Genomic DNA, 18,515 nt, shown 5'->3' with positions numbered 1-18,515 from the left:
TGATTTTCTTTATATATATGCTACACTAATATAATATTAACGCTATACTTTATACTCTTTTTTAATACTTTTTTTATCTTTGTAGATTTTATACTGGTATTAACGTATAATATATATTATAATTTTAATATTTATAAAGTATAAAGGAAGTGTTCTTATGACTTTGTATGATGAAGATAATATAAACTTAATCAAAGATGATCTTAGATACTTAAAACTTTTATCAACTAAATACCCAAATATTCCATCCGCTTGTTCTGAAATAATAAATTTACAAGCAATATTAAATTTGCCAAAGGGGACGGAGCATTTTATAAGTGATATTCATGGAGAATATGAATCCTTTACGCACATGCTTAAAAATGCTTCTGGAGTTATTAAAAGAAAATTAGATGATATATTTGGTACCTCACTAATGGACAAGGATAAGGACAGTTTAGCTACTCTTATTTATTACCCAAAAGAAAAACTTGAAATATTAAAGGAAAGTAACAAAGATTTAGAAGAATGGTATAAAGTTACTTTATATAGATTAATACAGGTTTGTAAGTCTGTTTCTTCAAAATATACCCGTTCTAAAGTTAGAAAAGCATTACCTAAAAACTTTTCTTATATTATAGAGGAACTTTTAAATGAACAAGCTGATAGAGTAAATAAGCAAGAATATTATAGTGGCATAATAAATACCATAGTAGATATTGGTTGTGCAGATTCATTAATAATTGAAATATCAAAAGTTATACAAAGACTAGTTGTAGATCGACTTCATATTATAGGAGATATATACGATAGAGGGCCTGGTGCTGAAATAATAATAGATGCTTTAATGGATCATCATTCCATAGATATACAATGGGGAAATCACGATATACTTTGGATGGGAGCAGCTTCTGGATCTAAAGCTTGCACTGCTAACGTTTTAAGAATTTCCCTAAGATATGCTAATTTAGCTACAATTGAAGATGGTTATGGTATAAATCTACTTCCTCTAGCTACCTTTGCTATGAAACATTATGGAGATGATCCTTGTAAAAGTTTTATACCTAAGGTTTTAGATAAAATTTTAGATGAAAGTGATAAAAATTTATATGCTAAAATGCATAAAGCTATAGCTATAATTCAATTTAAATTAGAAGGTCAAAAAATCAAAAGACATCCTGAATTCCAGTTAGAAAATATGCTTTTGTTAGATAAAATAAATTTTGATGAGGGAACTATAACCTTTGAGGGAGCAACTTATAAATTAAATGACACTAATTTCCCAACAGTGGATCCTAAAGATCCATATGAACTGACAAAAGAAGAATTAGAATTAATAGAAAAACTTCAAAGATCCTTCTTGAACAGCGAAAAACTTCAAAAGCATATAAGATTTATGTACAGTATTGGAAGTCTTTATTTAGTTTATAATTCTAATTTGTTGTTCCATGGATGTATTCCATTAAATAAGGATGGTTCTTTTAGAACTTTAAATATTTTAAATAGGGAGTATAGGGGTAAAAGTCTTTTAGATTTATTTGATAAATACGCAAGAGAAGCTTATTACTACAAAGATGATGATAATATAAAAAATTATGCTATGGATATGATGTGGTATTTATGGTGTGGACCTATCTCGCCATTGTTTGGTAAACATAAAATGACCACTTTTGAAAGATATTTTATAGATGATAAGAAAACTCATAAAGAAATTAAGGATCCTTATTATACTTATAGAGATAGCGAAGAACTTTGCAATAGAATATTTGAAGAATTTAATTTAGATGCTGAAAAATCTCATATAATAAATGGGCATATACCTGTTAAAACTAAGGATGGAGAAAGTCCTGTAATGGCTAATGGAAAACTTCTTGTAATAGATGGAGGTTTTTGTAAGGCTTATCAACCACAAACAGGTATTGCAGGATATACATTAATATATAATTCCTATGGCTTTTTACTTTCTTCTCATGAACCCTTTGAGTCTACTAAAAAAGCTATAGAAGAGGAAGAAGATATTCTGTCCTCTACTGTTATTTTAGAAAACTCTGTTACTAGGAAAAGGGTAATGGATACGGATATTGGAAAAGAATTAAAGGATCAAATTAAAAACTTAGAAAAATTATTAGTAGCCTACAGAAAAGGATTAATACAAGAAAATATATAAACAATGGCTGTGTAAGAATATTTTAATCTTACACAGCCATTATTTTATAAATTATTTACATTCTGCAGTTTCCTCTAGATCTCTTAACTGATTCATATCTTTATATAAGAAAAACATGGTTACTAGAGCAGCTAAAATATCTGATACTGGTCCTACTATCCACACTCCATTTAATCCAAACATTGGAGGTAATATTATAAGCATCGGAATAAGAAATATAAATTGCCTTGATAAACTTAAAAATATTGCAATTTTTGCTTTTCCTACTGCTTGAAAATAGTTTGAACTAACTACTTGAAATCCTATTATAGGAAGCAGGGATAAAAATATTCTTATACCATGTGTTCCTATAGATACAAGCTGTTCGTCGCTATTAAATATTTTTATTAATGCAGTTGGAAACACTTCAACTACAATAAATCCTATAGTTGCAATGGTTACTGATGCCATTATGGCAAGTTTTAAAGTTTTTCTAACTCTTTTATATTGTTTAGCTCCATAGTTATATCCTATTATAGGTTGCATACCTTGATTTATACCAAACATAGGCATAAAAAATAACATGGATATACTATTTATAATTCCCATGGCCCCTACTGCTAAGTCTCCTCCATAGGTAAGTAAATTTTTATTTAAAATAGTTGTAACCAAGCTTGCTGCTATTTGCATAGAAAATGGAGATATTCCAATAGACATTATGGTTTTTATAGTGCCCTTGTGTAAACTTAAATTTTCTCTTTTTATTTTTAAAGTACTTTTCCCGCTAAAGAAATAGTATAGTACCCAAATAGAAGATACTGTTTGAGCAAATATAGTAGCAATAGCTGCACCCTTTATTCCCATTTTGAATACAAATATAAAAATTGGATCTAATATAGTATTTATAATGGCACCTATTAACATTGTTGCCATAGCTATTTTAGGATTTCCTTCTGCACGAATTATATTATTCATACCAAATCCTATGTTTTGAAGTAAAGCTCCTGCCATTATATATTTCATATAATCTCTAGCATAAGGCAAAGTTTCTTGACTTGCACCAAATATTTTTAATATGTCATCTAAAAATATAAGACCTATTATACTTAAACATATTGATATTAATATAATTAATACTAAAGCATTTCCTAATATTCTTTCCGCTTCATCCTTCTTTTTTTCTCCAAGTTTTATGGATATCATAGTAGAAGAACCTATACCTATAAGCATTCCAAAGGCCATATTTATTATGGACAAAGGAAAACCTACTGCCAATCCTGATATGGCAAGAGCACCTACTCCTCTTCCTATAAATACCCTATCCACCATATTGTATAAAGCATTAACTAACATTCCCACTATAGCTGGCAAGGAAAACTTAAATAAAAGTGTACCTACTTTTTCTTCACCTAATTGCTTTGATCTATCTACATTTTTTGACATAAATTTCCCTCCCTTATACCGTCTTTTGTATAATAATCAATTACATAATTATATATTAATTAAAAATAAATTTCAATAATGAAACAGTTTAACCAATTAACAATGAATAATGGATAATGAACAATTTTGGAAGGGTGTATATTAAAAATCATAAGCAAAAATGAAACTTATGGTTATGAAATATGCGAAAAATTAATAGAATTTGGATTTAAAGAAGTAACAGAGGGCAGTGTATATCCTATTCTTATAAGATTAGAGAAAAAAAGACTTATATATTCTATTATGAAGCCATCTTCATTAGGTCCTATGAGGAAATATTATTATCTTACTAATGAAGGTGAAAATGAATTAAGTGAGTTTATAAACAGTTGGTATAAGATTAAAGAAAATGTTAAAAATGTATTGGAGGGTTAACTATGTTTTTGGAATTAAAGCTTTTAAAAATAAGAATGAAAGAAGAAAAAAAGTTAAATAAAGAAAATCATACTCTGTTCAAAGAAATTGAGGAATACATGAATAATAGTACATTAAGCTCATTTGAAAAAGAGGATTTTTTTCAACAACTATTGGATATAATGCTTCAATCCCAATTACAAAATAAAAGTATAGATTTATTTATTGGAGAAGACCATAAACAATTTTACGACTCAATAATAAATGAATATAATGTTTCCAAAAGTTTTATTCTTAAAACAATAAATTTTATTGAACAATTTATTGTTTATATTGGTGTATGGATTATATTGGATATGATATTCTATTTTAAATTGCATTTTAAAGTAAGTTTTTTAATAACAGCTTCATTATTTTGTATTATTCTTTATATAAAAAAATCTCAAATATCATCAAATAACAATGTAAACTCAGGACTTAAATCACTTTCATTTGTAGTTCCAATAGTTTTTATTTCAAAAATTATAATAAATATTCTAACAGATATGCTAAGTATTGATATATCGAAAACCATAAGCTTGTACTCTATAAGATATTTTATAGTAATATCTATATTATTTTTCATATTTTTAGAGTTCTATAAGATAAAATCTAACAAATCAAAAATCATTGTATAAAATTTAATGAAAGGTTTTCTGACCCAAAGGTCAGAAAACCCTCCTTAGCTATTCACTATTATCTATTCACTATATAAGCTCATTTTATCCAAAATTTTCATAAAATCCTCTACTTTTACGCTATTATCTTTTAAAATCACACTATATCTTATATTACCTTCTGCCCAAAGAAATATATTTATATTTCCTTCAATGACTGTCCCCTTTTGTCCTCTTATAGTTATATCTTTTTCACCAGGAATTTTATCATCTTCTGAGATATTGCTCCCACCCTTTCTAACGCTGATACTACAAAAGGGTTTATTATCTTTTGTATATTCCATAATAATTTCATCATCAATATCCTTATTACCATATTGTTGTAAACTTATATCCTTTATATCTACTCCTGATTCCTTATTAAAATATAAGAAACTACAACCTAAATAATCTTTCAATGCTTTTAAATCCATTTTCTTTGTTTTTGGACCTATGTCTTCCATCTTTTCAACCTTTACTCCCTTAGGAATTTCTTGAGTAAATAAGCTATCCTTAATTTTAGGTGAAAAATCAAGTTTTGTGTACTCGCAGGAAATCTTTGTATTTGCACTTTGTGAAATACCTTTAACTACAAACCAATTATCTTTATTTATCCATAGTTCTTGTTCTCCTAATATACTTTTCTCCTCATTTGGTGTAGCCTTTAAATGATAAGTATCCATACCATTTATTTTTTCTTCTCCTAGGGTTTTTATTTCATGACTTTTCTTTATTACATCTAACATCACTTTTGTTTCTTCTCTTATAGATTTTACTGGAAGACTACCACTATCTATACTTTCCATGGTTAAAGCCCTATTTTGGTCCTTCATATAAAGTACAACTTTCTCTCCATTATTTGTAGATATAAATCTAGGTTTATTGTTCTTATCATAATCTTCAATTCTTACTCTCATTTTATCTTTAGAAACATCAAACCATTCCTTAGCATTACTCTCCTCTATCACCTTATCTCCTTCATAAACCAACATTTTTCTTTCACCATAATAAGTTTTTTTATCATTTACTTCCATAGCATGGGCAACTATTTCTTCTGGCAAAATACTAGCCTTACTTTGACATCCTGCTAATGCAGTTACTCCAAGTAACCCCACCATAAATATACTCATAATTTTCTTTTTTATCATAAAAATTCATTCCTCTCCTCTTTTAAAACACAAACCATCAAGGTTCCTCTATCTTTACTTGATAAAATATTTATTTCTCCACCATGCTTTTCTATTATCAATTTTACTATGCTTAATCCTAGCCCCGTCCCCCCTTTTTCTAGCCCTGTCCCCAGTTTTTTTCTATCTATATTTCTAGCCCTGTCCCCTTTATAAAAGGGTTCTATGATTCTTTTTATATCTTCTTTTGGTATTTCTTCGCCTTCATTTTTTACAATTATAACTGTGTTACTTTTTCTAAAACTATTAATTTTTTCCCTATCATCTCCCTGTACCCAATTAGGTAATTCATATTGGCTACTAAAGGCTCCAATGTAGATATGCTTCCCTTTTTCTGTGTGTCTTATTGCGTTGGCTACTAGGTTGTCCACAAGTCTTATCATTTGTTTTACATCTACTTTATAATTTCTATTAACCTTAATTTCTGATAGGTAATTTATATTATTTTTTTTACAAAGTTCTTCATATCCAGAAAATAGCATTTCGAAGAATTCTTCACCTTCTACATCTACAAAATCCATATTATAGTTTGATGAAAGTATTGTATACATTAGTAAGTCCTGAAGCATATTAGTCATATAATCACATTTATTTAATATGCCTTTTACATATTTATTATTTTTTTCTTCTTGTACATTCATAAGTTCTGCATAGGCTCTTATAGATGTTAAAGGGGTTTTTAAGTCATGGGATATAGCAGCTATCATGTATTCTTTGGATTTTTGTTGTTTTTCTATTTCATTATTTTTTTCTATTATTTCTCCTTTCATATAGTTAAAATGATTTATAAGCTCTCCTATTTCATCGTTAGCTTTATAATCTATAAAACTTTCTTCTCCTAGTGGAAAAGCTTTCATGGCTTTAATAGTTCCGTTATTTACTCCTTTAATTATGTTACTTCGCATTATGGTAATTTCATAAAATCCAATTAAATCTCCATCTTTAAATACAGGTTTTTTTAGTGTATCTGCTCTAAAACCATGTATTATTTTATAAAGATTTGAGTAAAGTTGTTTTTTATCTAATGGGAAAAAATATTCTTCCTCATTATTTAAAGAATATATTCTACCTCCATTTTTATCGTAAAGCTCAATTTTCATAATATCCTTGTTTTTTTCATCTATTATATTTAATTTTTTAGTAGCATAATTAAATAACCTTTCATTTACATACTTTCCTTCTTTATATATAACAAGACCTTTTTTAAACTTTAAAATATGCTCATTATTTTCTATTCCATGGTATCTTCTATATCTTCTTAAATGTGACTCCACCCTTGCTTGAAGTTCTACTAAACTAAAGGGTTTTGTAATGTAATCATCTGCACCTATATTTAATCCCCTAACTTTATCTCCATCTTCATTTTTAGCACTTATAATAAGTATTGGTACATCACTTGTAAGCCTTATATTTTTGCAAAGGGTTAAGCCATCCATTTCTGGCATCATAATATCTATCATTAAAAGGCTAAAATTTTCTTCTTTAAATTCTTCATACCCCTCTTTTCCTGTAGATGCCCATAAAACCTCATAACCTGTTTTTTCTATATATTCTTTTATGCATAAAGCTATTTCCTCATCGTCTTCCACTATTAATATTTTTTCCTTCATAGAAAGGTCCCTCCTACAATTTCAATTATAGGTTATATTATAATGCTTTTTTAAAACTTTATAAATTCTTTATAATTAAATAAACTTAAGTATATTAAATCTTATAAATATAATCTGCATATTAATATTAATGAAAATAGTAAAAAAGTTAGTATTATGATTCAGAAGTTTTTATACTTAAATTATCCTCTGAAATAAATGAAGGGTTTTCTGACCAAAAGTCAGAAAACCCTACTAAATTGTTCATTATTTGTTGTTAATTCTTCATTTAAAAAGCTTTCCTTAATAATTTATCTGTTTAAGGAAAGCTTTTTAAAATTTATTTTATTATTCTGTTATATTATTTTCTATGTTTATATGATGTTTTTCTACTATTCCATTAAGCATTAATGCAATAGCTCCATCTCCTGTTATATTACAAGCCGTACCAAAACTATCTTGTAGGGCAAATATAGTTAATACTAATGCCACTGCTGAATCACTAAATCCTAGAACTCCAGTAATCAATCCTAAGGATGCCATAACTGTTCCCCCTGGTACTCCAGGTGCTCCTATGGCAAATATGCCTAATAAAACTATAAATTGAATCATACTTCCTACAGGTGGTAATTGTCCATATACTAATTGTGAAACTGTCATTACAAAAAATGTTTCAGTTAAAACAGAACCACAAAGGTGTATAGTTGAGCATAATGGAATTGCAAAGTCTACTATTTCCTTTTTTAATACACTTGATTTATGAGCACTCTTTAATGCTATTGGCAATGTAGCTGCACTAGACATAGTTCCCACAGCAGTTAAATATGCAGGTCCATAATGTTTAGCAACTTCCATAGGATTTTTCTTTGATATGGCTCCCCCAATTCCATAAAGAAGAGTTAACCATATAAAATGTCCTACTAAAACCAATACTATAACTATTAAGAATACTGGTAACTGTTTTGTTATACTACCTTCATATGCAAGTCCTGCAAAAGTAGTGGCAATAAAGAAAGGTAATATTGGTATTACTACTTTAGAAACAATAGATAGCATTATATTTTGGAATTGATCTAACAACTTTTCAACTAAGTCTGATTTAGTCCAAGCTGTAGCTAATCCTATTAATATTGCTGTAACTAGTGCAGTCATAACAGTCATAATTGGTGGTATATCTAATTTAAAAATTATTTCTGGAATTTCTTTTAAGTTTCCTGCTTCTGTGGATATTGATAATTTAGGAATTATTGCATATCCTGATATGGCTGAAAATGTTGCTGCTCCAACTGAAGATAAATAAGCAATTACAACTGTTATCCCTAACATTTTACTAGCATTTGACCTCATTTTAACTATAGATGGTGCTATAAATCCTATTATAACTAAAGGTATGCAATAAAATATAACTTGTCCTAAAACATGTTTTATTGTAGCTATAACAGTAATAACACCTTCTGATGCAAATAATCCTATTATAATTCCAAGTACAACACCAGCTAGAAGTTTTACAACTAGATTGTCTTTTAATTTACCCATAATTCTTCCCCCTACTAATAAATTAATTATTTATTTAAAATATCTATCATTACATCATCTACAGTGGTAAAGGCTTGTCGGCTAAGATATCCAATATTTTTAATGGTTTCTTCAACATCTGTACCAACAATACCTATATTAGGATGTACAATTGTTCCATTTAAAGCAAGTAATGCACTTAAAACTGCTTCTTCAGCTGATGTACATAGTTTTAATGAACAAGTATCTTTTGCCCCATCACATATCATTCCAGATATATTGGCAAACATGTTATTACATGCACCTTGAATTTGTTCGTCAGTTCCACCTAACATCCATGTAATTCCTACAGTGGCACCAATTCCAGCACCAATAGCACAACCACATATTCCTGATAATTTTCCCGCAAATGCTTTTATGTAACAGTTTACAATATTACCAAAGAATGCTGCTCGAACCATTTTGCCTTCATCAATGTCTAATTCTTTTGCCACAATCATAATAGGTAAAGTTACACCAATTCCTTGATTTCCACTTCCACCACTTGTTATTATTTCACAATTACCACCTCCCATACGCATATCAGCTGCTGCAGCTGTTAGTATTCTTGCTTTTCTAGGCATATCAATTTTTAATAAACCATCCGATTCTAATTTCTTTAAAGAAGCTCCAACTTTTAAACCATAATCATTTGTTAAACCTTCTTCTGCTGCTTTGGTATTTTGTTTAATACCATATGCAATGAAATCTAAATCTTTTAAGTCTATCTCTTCTGTAATTTGTCTCATGATTTTAAAGTTTAGTTGTTTTAAAAAGTCATTATCAGATGATTCTTCCTCTGATGTAGATTTATTATAGATATCTTTATTATTAACAATTACCTTTACTAAGTTTGTGTGTCCATCCTGAACTATAGTTTCTACAACTTCATCTTTTCCTTTTACAATAAAATTAATATAAATATCTGGTGAACCTTCTTTTATTCCTATCTTAATTTTACCATCTTTAAGAATATTTTTTGCAGTTCTTATATGATCTTCACTTATATCTTTTAACACCATAAAACCTTTGTCAGAATTTCCACCTACAAAACCTAAACTTCCTGCTAAGTCCAATCCTGCTTCTCCAGTTCCTGGTACAATAACAGATTTTCCATTTTTATAAATATTTTTGCTTACCAATATTTCAATGGTATCAACTTGTCCCTTAAAATATTTTTTTGCTGCTGCACCAGCATATGCTACCGCCACTGGTTCTGTACATCCAAGTGCAGGAGCAGAATTTTCCCTAACTAATTTTAATAAATTATCTTTCATTTTTTCCATATGCATAAAATCACCTCTGCATATATCTAGTAGCAAATTGCGTGCCAACATTTTAAAAAAGCACCTCTAAGCCAATATACTGGGTACATAGAGCTACTTTTTATTAATTTATATATTCTTATTTATTATCATTTTTGAAAATTAAAACAATTTAAATGTGTCTAAATACTTTGATTCTCTTGTTTTAAACTAATTTATCAATTATAATAATTAATTCTCATAATTGATAAATTATATTATTTCTATATAAAATATGTTTTAATTCCACTTAATTTCTCCTTTCTTAATTCTATTTGATAAATCTTTTATCTTTTCTTCAATTAAATTCGCTGTTTTTATAAATTCTTCCTCACTTTTCCCTGTAGGATCATCTAAACCCCAATCTTCAATATGTTTCCCTGGTAATATAGGGCATTGAACATTACATCCCATTTTTATAACTATATCTACATTAGGTATTTCACTTATAAGTTTAGAATATTGACTTTTTCTCATATCTAATTTATATAAATTTTTAATAACCCTAACTGCATCCTCATTTATTTTAGGTTTTGTTTCCGTGCCAGCAGAATACGATTCAAAAACTTCTGACGCCAATAATTTTCCTAATGCCTCAGCCATTTGGGATCTACAAGAATTATGTACACAAATAAAAGCTACTTTAGGTTTCATAAAATCACTCCTTTTCATTTTATATGATTATATTCCAATATAAGCATATAATCAATATTAAGCTAATCTTCGCAAAACCTCGAAAACAAAAGATTTTCTGACCTTAGATCAGAAAATCCTCCTTAATTATTCATTGTTAGTTATTCATTGAAAATGTTGTTCACTAAATAACCGCTGCTATCAATAAAAGTTCTTCATTATCATTATAAATTTTATCAAACTGACTTATAGGCAATGGATTTTTACCAAGTCCTACTTCTATGGTAAAACCAGGTTTCCTAAATTCCTCAATAAACCAATCTTTATAACCTGCATAAGAGGCTATTCCTTCCGTTTGACTTGGAGTATAACCGCTTACCTCTGCAAAAACTTCCACTATTCTTTCTGATTCTGGTGGAGTTAATGCATCATATTGCCAATATATTACCTCTCCCTGGCTGTGATATGCTAATGCTAATCTAAAATCATGCTCTCTAGTAAAATTAACCATAGCCTGAGTTTCTGGTTCTGATTCTGGATAAGGTCCTGAATATCTTGTAGGGCCTGGACCATATACTCCATATTCTTTTTCAGCATCTTTAGATTGTTGCCAAGAAGCGTTGTAATTATGATTTAAATCTACTCCCCTATTATTTGCTTGCCAATCCTTTGAAAAATCAGAACTTCCATTATTCCATACTATTAATTGGTTATAATATGGATTGTCCCTTTTTAATCCATTTAAAACTAAGTCTACTCCATCTGGGTTAACCATAGGTACTATATATATCGTACTTCTACTCCATATATCTCCTATGTTATAACCTCTAATCTCTTCTCCAAATGCATATCCTCTTATAAAATTTTCAGCAAATTTCATAAGTAAAGGTGAAGTAATCCATTCTAAAGAATGATGTGCTCCATTATAAAAAACTTTATTAGGACCATTTCCAAGTTTTAAATAATATAATTCTTTTCCTAGAACACTTTTACCTATAGATCCTACTTCTATAAATGGATATCTTTTTTTCAATCCATCAATATCTCTTTTCAATACATCATAAGTATAGTCTATATCTGTTTGAACCACTGGTGTACCATAAGGTACTATTATTTTATCCCCCACTTGTAATCTATAAGGATCCATATTAGGATTTGCCAATAGAATACTATATAAATTTGTATTATATCTTTTAGCTATTTTATAAAATGTATCCCCCGGCTTAATGGTATATATTTCATATCCTGATAAATACCTTTCTAAAGCTTTATAAGTATTTTCCCCTACTATACCATCAACTGTAAGCGCCATATTTCTTTGAAAATTCTTTACTGCAGCTTCAGTTTGAGGTCCATATATGCCATCAACTACTCCTTTATAGTATCCTATTTGTTTTAGTATTGATTGAACTTCTCTTACTCTAGGTCCTCTACTACCTAGTTTTAATACTTCCATATAACAACCTACCTATTTATTGTTCCATTAATATTTTATTTTATAATTAAAATTATGTTACTAAATCTTTATATGTAAATACAATATTTTATCTAGTTTTTTATTATAAAATGACTATTTTCAACTTAATTTACATTTAATTATTATATAACAATATGGTACTATATTAATTGGACAACTATTATACATTTATTTTAATTATTTTGTAACTACTTTTAATATATGATTATAGTACAATTTAAAATAGATTGTATTGCTATGTTTTGGAGGCGTTTTGGATGTATATAAAAAAGAAAACCAATAAAATGAAACTAACTATTTTTTTGTTAATTACCATAATATTGTCATCTGCTTTTTTTATAAAAATATGGATTGACAAAAATTATAAGAAATCATCTTCCGCTTATTTAACACATAAAACTGAGGATATTAAAAAAAAGAATGAAAGTATTGAAAAAAAAGATATGCTCTCTTCTTCTGAAAAAAATAATGATAAAAAACTTAAAAATAGCAATACAGATAATGAGGTTTTAAATATTCCTATTACAGATTATAAAACTTTCTTTAAAGATTCAATAATTTTAGGAGATTCTATTTCTGAGGGTCTATCTTTTTATGAAGTTTTAGATGAAAATAATGTAATTGCCAAAAAAGGTCTTACAGTATATAAGGCACAGAAAGAAATTCCTAATATAGTTGTTAAAAATCCTAAAAAATTATTTATATTTCTTGGTAACAATGATCTTTTTGAGGAAACCTTAACTGAAAATCAATTTATAAAACAGTATTCAAGTTTAGTAAATACTATAAAGGAAAATCTTCCTAATACTAAGATATATGTATTATCCATTTTACCCGTAAATGATACGGCTTTAAAAGAAAATCCTTTTTTAAATGCTGATAGAATTTCATCTTTTAATGAATGTATTAAATTTATGGCAGAAAAACAAGATTTAAAATTTATTAATATTGTTCCTGTTATAAAAGGTAGAGAAAACTTATATGAACAAGATGGTATTCATTTTAAATATGATTTTTATAAATATTTACTAAGCTATGTTGAAACCTATATTAAAGAAAATAATATATAAGGAGATTGATAAAATGATTAATGTAAAAAGTTTTAAAAAATTTTTAATGCCACTTTTAATTATTGGCTGTATGATGGCTACTTTTGCTGGTTGTTCTAAGGGGTCAGATGTTAAAAATGTATCTATTAAAGAAATGGGTGAAAAAATAGAAAAAGAAGTAGATCTATCAGATATGAATTCTGGAGATGAAGCTAAACTAGAAAAACTATATAAGATTAAAGCAGATGATGTAGAAGAATTTTTTCTATATATTCCTAAATCTAATATAAAAGCTAGTGAAATAGCTATAGTTAAAGTTAAGGATGCTAATAAGGTTGAAGAGTTTAAGAAGAATTTTACAGAAAGATTAGACAAGCAATCTTCAAGCTTTAAGGATTACTTACCAGATGAATATTTTCTTATAGAAAAAAACGTATTAAAAACAAAAGATAATTACATATTCTTTGCTATATCTAAAGATGTCGATAAAGTTGAAAAAATATTTGATGAATCTTTTAAGTAAGAGTTTTAATTAATATAAAAAATCACTAGAAAAGAGGAATATATTTTGGTTTTTAGTAGCTTAGTTTTTATTTTTGTATTTCTACCAATAACTTTATTTATTTATTACTTATCACCTAAAAAATTAAAAAATTTGGTTCTTCTCATATCAAGTCTTATATTTTATGCTTGGGGAGAACCTATATACATATTTTTAATGATCTTTACTACTGTATTTAGTTATGTTTCTGCTATTCTTATTGATAAATATAAAAGTAAAAAGACAAGCTCTCTTGCCATTTTTATATTGTCCGTAGCAGTAAATTTATCTGTTTTATGTTTTTTTAAATACTATGGTTTTTTTATAGATAATATAAATAATTTATTTTCTATGAATATAAAGTTTAAAAAATTACCTTTACCTGTAGGAATATCTTTTTATACTTTCCAAACTCTTTCCTACATAATTGATGTTTATCTTAAAAAAGTACCGGTTCAAAAAAATATAATTTCTTTCAGCACTTATGTAACTATGTTTCCTCAACTAGTGGCAGGTCCTATAGTTAAATATGGAGATATTAATAAACAATTAGAAAATAGAAAAGAAAGTTTAGATAAATTTGGGGACGGGGTTAGCTATTTTATTAGAGGACTTTCTAAAAAGGTTCTTTTAGCTAATAATATAGGATTACTTTGGTCAAATGTTAAAGCCCTGTCCCCAGATAAAATATCAGTTTTTTCAGCTTGGCTTGGCATATTAGCTTTCACTTTTCAGATATATTTTGATTTTAGTGGGTATTCAGATATGGCCATTGGACTTGGAAAGTTTTTTGGATTTGATCTTATGGAAAATTTTAATTACCCTTATATTTCAAAAAGTGTTACTGAGTTTTGGAGAAGATGGCATATCTCTTTAGGATCTTGGTTTAGAGAATATGTTTATATTCCTCTTGGAGGTAATAAAAAAGGAGCACTTAAGCAATACAGAAATCTATTTATAGTTTGGTTTTTAACTGGTTTTTGGCATGGTGCTAACTGGAATTTTATAATATGGGGATTGTATTTTGGAATATTAATTACTTTAGAAAAGATTTTCGTTTTAAAGTGGTTAGATAAATTGCCTAATTTTATAAGCCATGTTTACGCATTAATTATTATAATTGTAGGTTGGGCTATATTTGAATTTGAGAATACTAGTGTACTGTTTTCTTTTATAAAAACTATGTTCGGAATGGGTTCTAATACTTTTATAGATAATCAAAGTATTTATTATTTATACACTAATTTATTCTTATTTATATTGGCAATAATCTTTTCTACACCACTACCTAAAAAATTATTTGAAAAGCTTATTTGTAATGTAAAATTTAAACCTTATGCTAAATTAATAGTTCCTACAATATATTTAATCTTGATTTTCTTATGTACTACTTATTTAGTAAATGAAACCTATAATCCTTTTCTTTACTTTAAATTCTAAATGGAGGAGTGTTATTTTTGAAACGAACTGAAGCTACCATGAATAAAGTCATGGCTATGCTATTTCTTATATTTATTAGTATTATAGTGATTTTAAGTTTTTTAACTCCTGTTAAAGAGTTTTCATCTTCTGAAAATAGAATGCTTGAACAAAAGCCTAAAATATCATTATCTCTTATAGCCAACGGTAAATTCACTAAGAACTTTGAAAAATATATTTCTGATCAATTTCCCCTACGGGATTTTTGGATTGGAGTTAAATCTAATGTGGATAAATCTATTGGAAAAAAGGAAAGTAACGGGGTGTTTTTAGGGAAAGATGGTTATCTTCTTCAAGATTTTAAAACACCTAATTCTAAAATTCTAGATGAAACTGTAAAATCAATAAATACTTTTGCTGAATCTAATAAAAATGTAAATACTTATTTTATGATGGCACCAACTTCAATAAAAGTATACGAAGATAAACTTCCTAATTTTGCTTCAACAGAAGATGAATTAAAATATATAAACATAATGAAGGAAAAATTAGATGAAAGTGTCTCCTTTATACCAATTTATAAAACACTTAATTCTAAAAAGCATGAGTATATATATTATAAAACTGATCATCACTGGACAACCAATGGGGCTTATTATGCTTACAAAACTTTAGGAAAATATATGGGGTTTACTCCTCTAAAAAAAGATTATTTTAATATAAAAGATTTATCTAATAACTTTTTAGGATCTCTTTATTCTAGAGGTGGATTTAGAAATATAAATCCTGATACAATACAAGCTTTTGTTCCTAAAAATATAGAAAATATAGATTATGAGGTTTGGTATTCAGATACTAATAAAACTTTAAATTCTTTTTATAATAAAGAAAAGCTAAATGAAAAAGACAAATATGCAGTTTTCTTTGATAGTAATCATCCCCTAGTCAAAGTAAAAACCAAAGTAAATGGTGCTATTAACGATAAGAAACTTTTAATTATAAAAGATTCCTATGCAAATTGTCTTGTACCATTTTTAACTTCCCATTATGGAGAAATATATATGGTTGATTTAAGATATTACGATAAAAACATAAACGATTTAATACAATCTGAAGGTATAGAAGATGCCTTAATCTTATACAATATCAACACCTTCTTTGAAGATGCTTCAATTACAAATATCATGTAATTGAAGTCAATTTGAGGGGACGGGGCTTAGAAATCTAAGCCCCGTCCCTTTATTTCTCTATTTTTTTATTTATTTATAGCCTTCACAATTATATATATAATCATATCATAATAAGTGTATAAATGTAAGCGTCAAAGTTTTAGCACCTTTAATAATTCCAAGAATAGTATTAAAATATCCTAGTAAGGCAAGAATATGCTTTACTAGGATTAATTTATTTTTTATCTTTAATTTTCATATTTTCAGGAATCTTATCATTCCAAGGCATAAGATTCTCTAAGCTTTCGCTATCGTATATATCTATCTTTGATAGATTATCAAATAGATAGACTAAGTACCTTTCTACAACTAAATTATTAGCCTTGGCAGTTTCAACAATACTATAAATATTGCTACTTGCAGTTGCACCCTTAGCAGTGTTAGCAAATAAGAAATTTTTTCTTCCTATAACGAAAGGCTTAATTGCTCTTTCCGCAGCATTATTATCAACTTCTAGAGAACCATCTAATAATACATTTTTTAATCCTGGTAAATGCTTTTTAGCATACTCAAGTGCCTTACCTAACGGACTTCTTGGAAGAGCATCTTTTATTTCTCTTTCAACATAATCAATAAAGTTATCTATAATTGGAGCTAGTTTCTCAGTTCTTATTTTAAATCTAATATCATAATAATTTTCATCATTTGAATAAGATTCTCTAAGTTCTTTTTCAAGTTTATAAATTTGCTCACAATAATTAAACCCTATTATTGCTCTAGAATTTTTTAGGGCTTCTTCATCTAAATCTACTATTATATTATGAAAATATCTTCTTATGTGAGCCAAGCAATATACTCTTGTAGCTCCGCTAACGGAATTGTATCCATTATATCCATCCGTTTGGAGAAAACCTTTAAAATCTCCTAAGAAATTTTTAGGGCAAGAGCTTGATCTAGTGCTTTGGTAATCATATAAGATCACAGGCTTAGAGTTAGTATTACTCATATATAACCACATGTACTTTTTAGATTTAGAATCTTTGCCATTATCATTAATTACTTTAAGAGTAGTTTCATCAGCATGAATGTAATTACGGCTAAGCAATTCTTTTTTCATATGGTTATATATCGGCTCTAAAGCATCTGCTGCAGACATAGTCCAATTGCATAGAGTTTGCCTTGAAAGAGTAGCTCCCATCATATCAAAGTAAGTTTCTTGCCTATATAGTGGCATTGCATGTTGATATTTAAGTATTAGAGTATGTGCAATTAACTCATTTGAGGCCATGCTATTATAAAAAATTGTTTTAGGGGCTTCTGGTGAAATTATTTTACTTTCACCAGTGGCTCTTTCGCATGTTTTACAAGCGTAGCTATAAATAACATGATCCTCAATTATTAATTTAGCAGGAATGTATTTAACAATCTCTTTTCTAGATTTAACTCCGATAGGAGTAAGCTTTTTACCACATTCTCTGCAGTTAAGATCCTCACCTTCTAATTTATGTTCAACAACAACTCTTTCCAAATTAGCTAAATTATCTTTCTTTCCAGTATAATTGCTTTTCTTAGCTCTTTTATATGTAATTTCCTCTAAAGTAGGTTCTTCTACCTTTGAATCACTATGTTTTTCAGCCTCGTTAAAAAAAGATAATTGATTAACATCTACTTGTTCACTGGATGCTCCAAATATCTTTCTATTTCTATTAGATATAACACCTTTTAAGAATTCTAATTCATTTTTAAGTTTTCTTATTTCTTCATCTTTTGAGCTTAATTCTTTATCTTTTTCATTAATTTCATTTTCCATTTTTTCAATTAATGCTTTTGTATTTTCATCAAGCTCATTAGTTAAAAATTCGTGACTCATAGTTACCCCTTTAGCTTTATTTGATATTTCTATTATACCACAAAACCCTTGAAATTACTATACTTCA

Annotated in this window: 15 protein-coding genes; 7 read left to right on the top strand and 8 right to left on the bottom strand. The window is 27.8% G+C overall.

From position 1 onward, the window contains the following. Positions 1-157: 157 nt before the first annotated feature. Entirely contained in the window at positions 158-2,146 is a 1,989-nt protein-coding gene (locus tag CKV72_RS02415; protein WP_095177377.1) for a fructose-1,6-bisphosphatase, read from the top strand. A gap of 51 nt (positions 2,147-2,197) precedes the next feature. Here CKV72_RS02415 and CKV72_RS02410 read toward each other — a convergent pair whose 3' ends face one another. Beyond that, positions 2,198-3,568, bottom strand: coding sequence for an MATE family efflux transporter (locus CKV72_RS02410; RefSeq protein ID WP_089865256.1), 1,371 nt, complete (start codon positions 3,566-3,568; stop codon positions 2,198-2,200). Between the two features lie 123 nt (positions 3,569-3,691). Here CKV72_RS02410 and CKV72_RS02405 point away from each other — a divergent pair, with 123 nt between their 5' ends. After that, positions 3,692-3,982: a PadR family transcriptional regulator gene (locus tag CKV72_RS02405; protein WP_095177376.1), complete on the top strand. Its 291-nt coding sequence runs from the start codon at positions 3,692-3,694 to the stop codon at positions 3,980-3,982. A gap of 2 nt (positions 3,983-3,984) precedes the next feature. Next, the gene (locus CKV72_RS02400) at positions 3,985-4,638 is read left to right on the top strand and encodes a DUF1048 domain-containing protein (protein ID WP_095177375.1); all 654 of its coding nucleotides are present in this window, start codon (positions 3,985-3,987) and stop codon (positions 4,636-4,638) included. A 62-nt stretch (positions 4,639-4,700) separates the two neighbouring features. Here CKV72_RS02400 and CKV72_RS02395 read toward each other — a convergent pair whose 3' ends face one another. The 6 genes from CKV72_RS02395 to CKV72_RS02370 form a co-directional block, all read right to left on the bottom strand. Continuing rightward, complete coding sequence (locus CKV72_RS02395; protein WP_095177374.1) at positions 4,701-5,804, bottom strand: LolA family protein; 1,104 nt, start codon at positions 5,802-5,804, stop codon at positions 4,701-4,703. After that, positions 5,801-7,453, bottom strand: a complete 1,653-nt coding sequence (locus CKV72_RS02390) for an ATP-binding response regulator (protein WP_095177373.1) — start codon at positions 7,451-7,453, stop codon at positions 5,801-5,803. Before CKV72_RS02390 ends, CKV72_RS02395 begins: the two co-directional genes overlap by 4 nt. Positions 7,454-7,780: 327 nt before the next feature. Next, positions 7,781-8,968: a dicarboxylate/amino acid:cation symporter gene (locus tag CKV72_RS02385; RefSeq protein ID WP_095177372.1), complete on the bottom strand. Its 1,188-nt coding sequence runs from the start codon at positions 8,966-8,968 to the stop codon at positions 7,781-7,783. A 26-nt stretch (positions 8,969-8,994) separates the two neighbouring features. After that, positions 8,995-10,272, bottom strand: a complete 1,278-nt coding sequence (locus CKV72_RS02380; protein WP_095178350.1) for an L-cysteine desulfidase family protein — start codon at positions 10,270-10,272, stop codon at positions 8,995-8,997. Positions 10,273-10,530: 258 nt separating this feature from the next. Then, positions 10,531-10,944, bottom strand: a complete 414-nt coding sequence (locus CKV72_RS02375; RefSeq protein ID WP_095177371.1) for an arsenate reductase ArsC — start codon at positions 10,942-10,944, stop codon at positions 10,531-10,533. A gap of 163 nt (positions 10,945-11,107) precedes the next feature. Next, positions 11,108-12,379, bottom strand: a complete 1,272-nt coding sequence (locus tag CKV72_RS02370) for a M14 family metallopeptidase (RefSeq protein WP_095177370.1) — start codon at positions 12,377-12,379, stop codon at positions 11,108-11,110. A gap of 278 nt (positions 12,380-12,657) precedes the next feature. Between CKV72_RS02370 and CKV72_RS02365 the strand changes: the two genes are divergently transcribed. From CKV72_RS02365 to CKV72_RS02350, 4 genes are read left to right on the top strand one after another with little or no spacing between them, the layout of a single operon-like run. Beyond that, positions 12,658-13,470 (top strand): GDSL-type esterase/lipase family protein, encoded by an 813-nt coding sequence (locus CKV72_RS02365; protein WP_095177369.1) that lies wholly within the window; start codon positions 12,658-12,660, stop codon positions 13,468-13,470. 13 nt (positions 13,471-13,483) lie between these two features. Beyond that, on the top strand, positions 13,484-13,972 hold the full coding sequence (locus tag CKV72_RS02360) for a DUF4358 domain-containing protein (protein ID WP_169712338.1): 489 nt from the start codon (positions 13,484-13,486) through the stop codon (positions 13,970-13,972). A 45-nt stretch (positions 13,973-14,017) separates the two neighbouring features. Beyond that, positions 14,018-15,430 carry an MBOAT family O-acyltransferase gene (locus CKV72_RS02355; RefSeq protein ID WP_089865232.1) on the top strand — a complete coding sequence of 471 codons (1,413 nt, stop codon included), beginning with the start codon at positions 14,018-14,020 and terminating at the stop codon, positions 15,428-15,430. A gap of 17 nt (positions 15,431-15,447) precedes the next feature. Further along, on the top strand, positions 15,448-16,599 hold the full coding sequence (locus CKV72_RS02350) for a DHHW family protein (RefSeq protein ID WP_243158821.1): 1,152 nt from the start codon (positions 15,448-15,450) through the stop codon (positions 16,597-16,599). A gap of 214 nt (positions 16,600-16,813) precedes the next feature. Here CKV72_RS02350 and tnpC read toward each other — a convergent pair whose 3' ends face one another. Then, positions 16,814-18,448, bottom strand: a complete 1,635-nt coding sequence (gene tnpC, locus CKV72_RS02345) for an IS66 family transposase (protein WP_095177366.1) — start codon at positions 18,446-18,448, stop codon at positions 16,814-16,816. Between the last annotated feature and the right edge of the window lie 67 nt (positions 18,449-18,515).

It is taken from the genome of Clostridium cochlearium, from assembly GCF_900187165.1.
Classification (GTDB): domain Bacteria; phylum Bacillota; class Clostridia; order Clostridiales; family Clostridiaceae; genus Clostridium_G; species Clostridium_G cochlearium.
Note: the sequence above shows the minus strand (reverse complement) of the source record. Positions and strands in the feature narration are given on the sequence as shown.

Bases quoted from the DNA above. Each gene is read 5' to 3' on its own strand.
- CKV72_RS02360 (WP_169712338.1), top strand. From the start codon at position 13,484: ATGATTAATGTAAAAAGTTTTAAAAAATTTTTAATGCCACTTTTAATT.
- CKV72_RS02415 (WP_095177377.1), top strand. From the start codon at position 158: ATGACTTTGTATGATGAAGATAATATAAACTTAATCAAAGATGATCTT.
- CKV72_RS02380 (WP_095178350.1), bottom strand. From the start codon at position 10,272: ATGGAAAAAATGAAAGATAATTTATTAAAATTAGTTAGGGAAAATTCT.
- CKV72_RS02385 (WP_095177372.1), bottom strand. From the start codon at position 8,968: ATGGGTAAATTAAAAGACAATCTAGTTGTAAAACTTCTAGCTGGTGTT.
- CKV72_RS02365 (WP_095177369.1), top strand. From the start codon at position 12,658: ATGTATATAAAAAAGAAAACCAATAAAATGAAACTAACTATTTTTTTG.
- CKV72_RS02375 (WP_095177371.1), bottom strand. From the start codon at position 10,944: ATGAAACCTAAAGTAGCTTTTATTTGTGTACATAATTCTTGTAGATCC.
- CKV72_RS02390 (WP_095177373.1), bottom strand. From the start codon at position 7,453: ATGAAGGAAAAAATATTAATAGTGGAAGACGATGAGGAAATAGCTTTA.
- CKV72_RS02370 (WP_095177370.1), bottom strand. From the start codon at position 12,379: ATGGAAGTATTAAAACTAGGTAGTAGAGGACCTAGAGTAAGAGAAGTT.
- CKV72_RS02395 (WP_095177374.1), bottom strand. From the start codon at position 5,804: ATGATAAAAAAGAAAATTATGAGTATATTTATGGTGGGGTTACTTGGA.
- tnpC (WP_095177366.1), bottom strand. From the start codon at position 18,448: ATGAGTCACGAATTTTTAACTAATGAGCTTGATGAAAATACAAAAGCA.
- CKV72_RS02400 (WP_095177375.1), top strand. From the start codon at position 3,985: ATGTTTTTGGAATTAAAGCTTTTAAAAATAAGAATGAAAGAAGAAAAA.
- CKV72_RS02410 (WP_089865256.1), bottom strand. From the start codon at position 3,568: ATGTCAAAAAATGTAGATAGATCAAAGCAATTAGGTGAAGAAAAAGTA.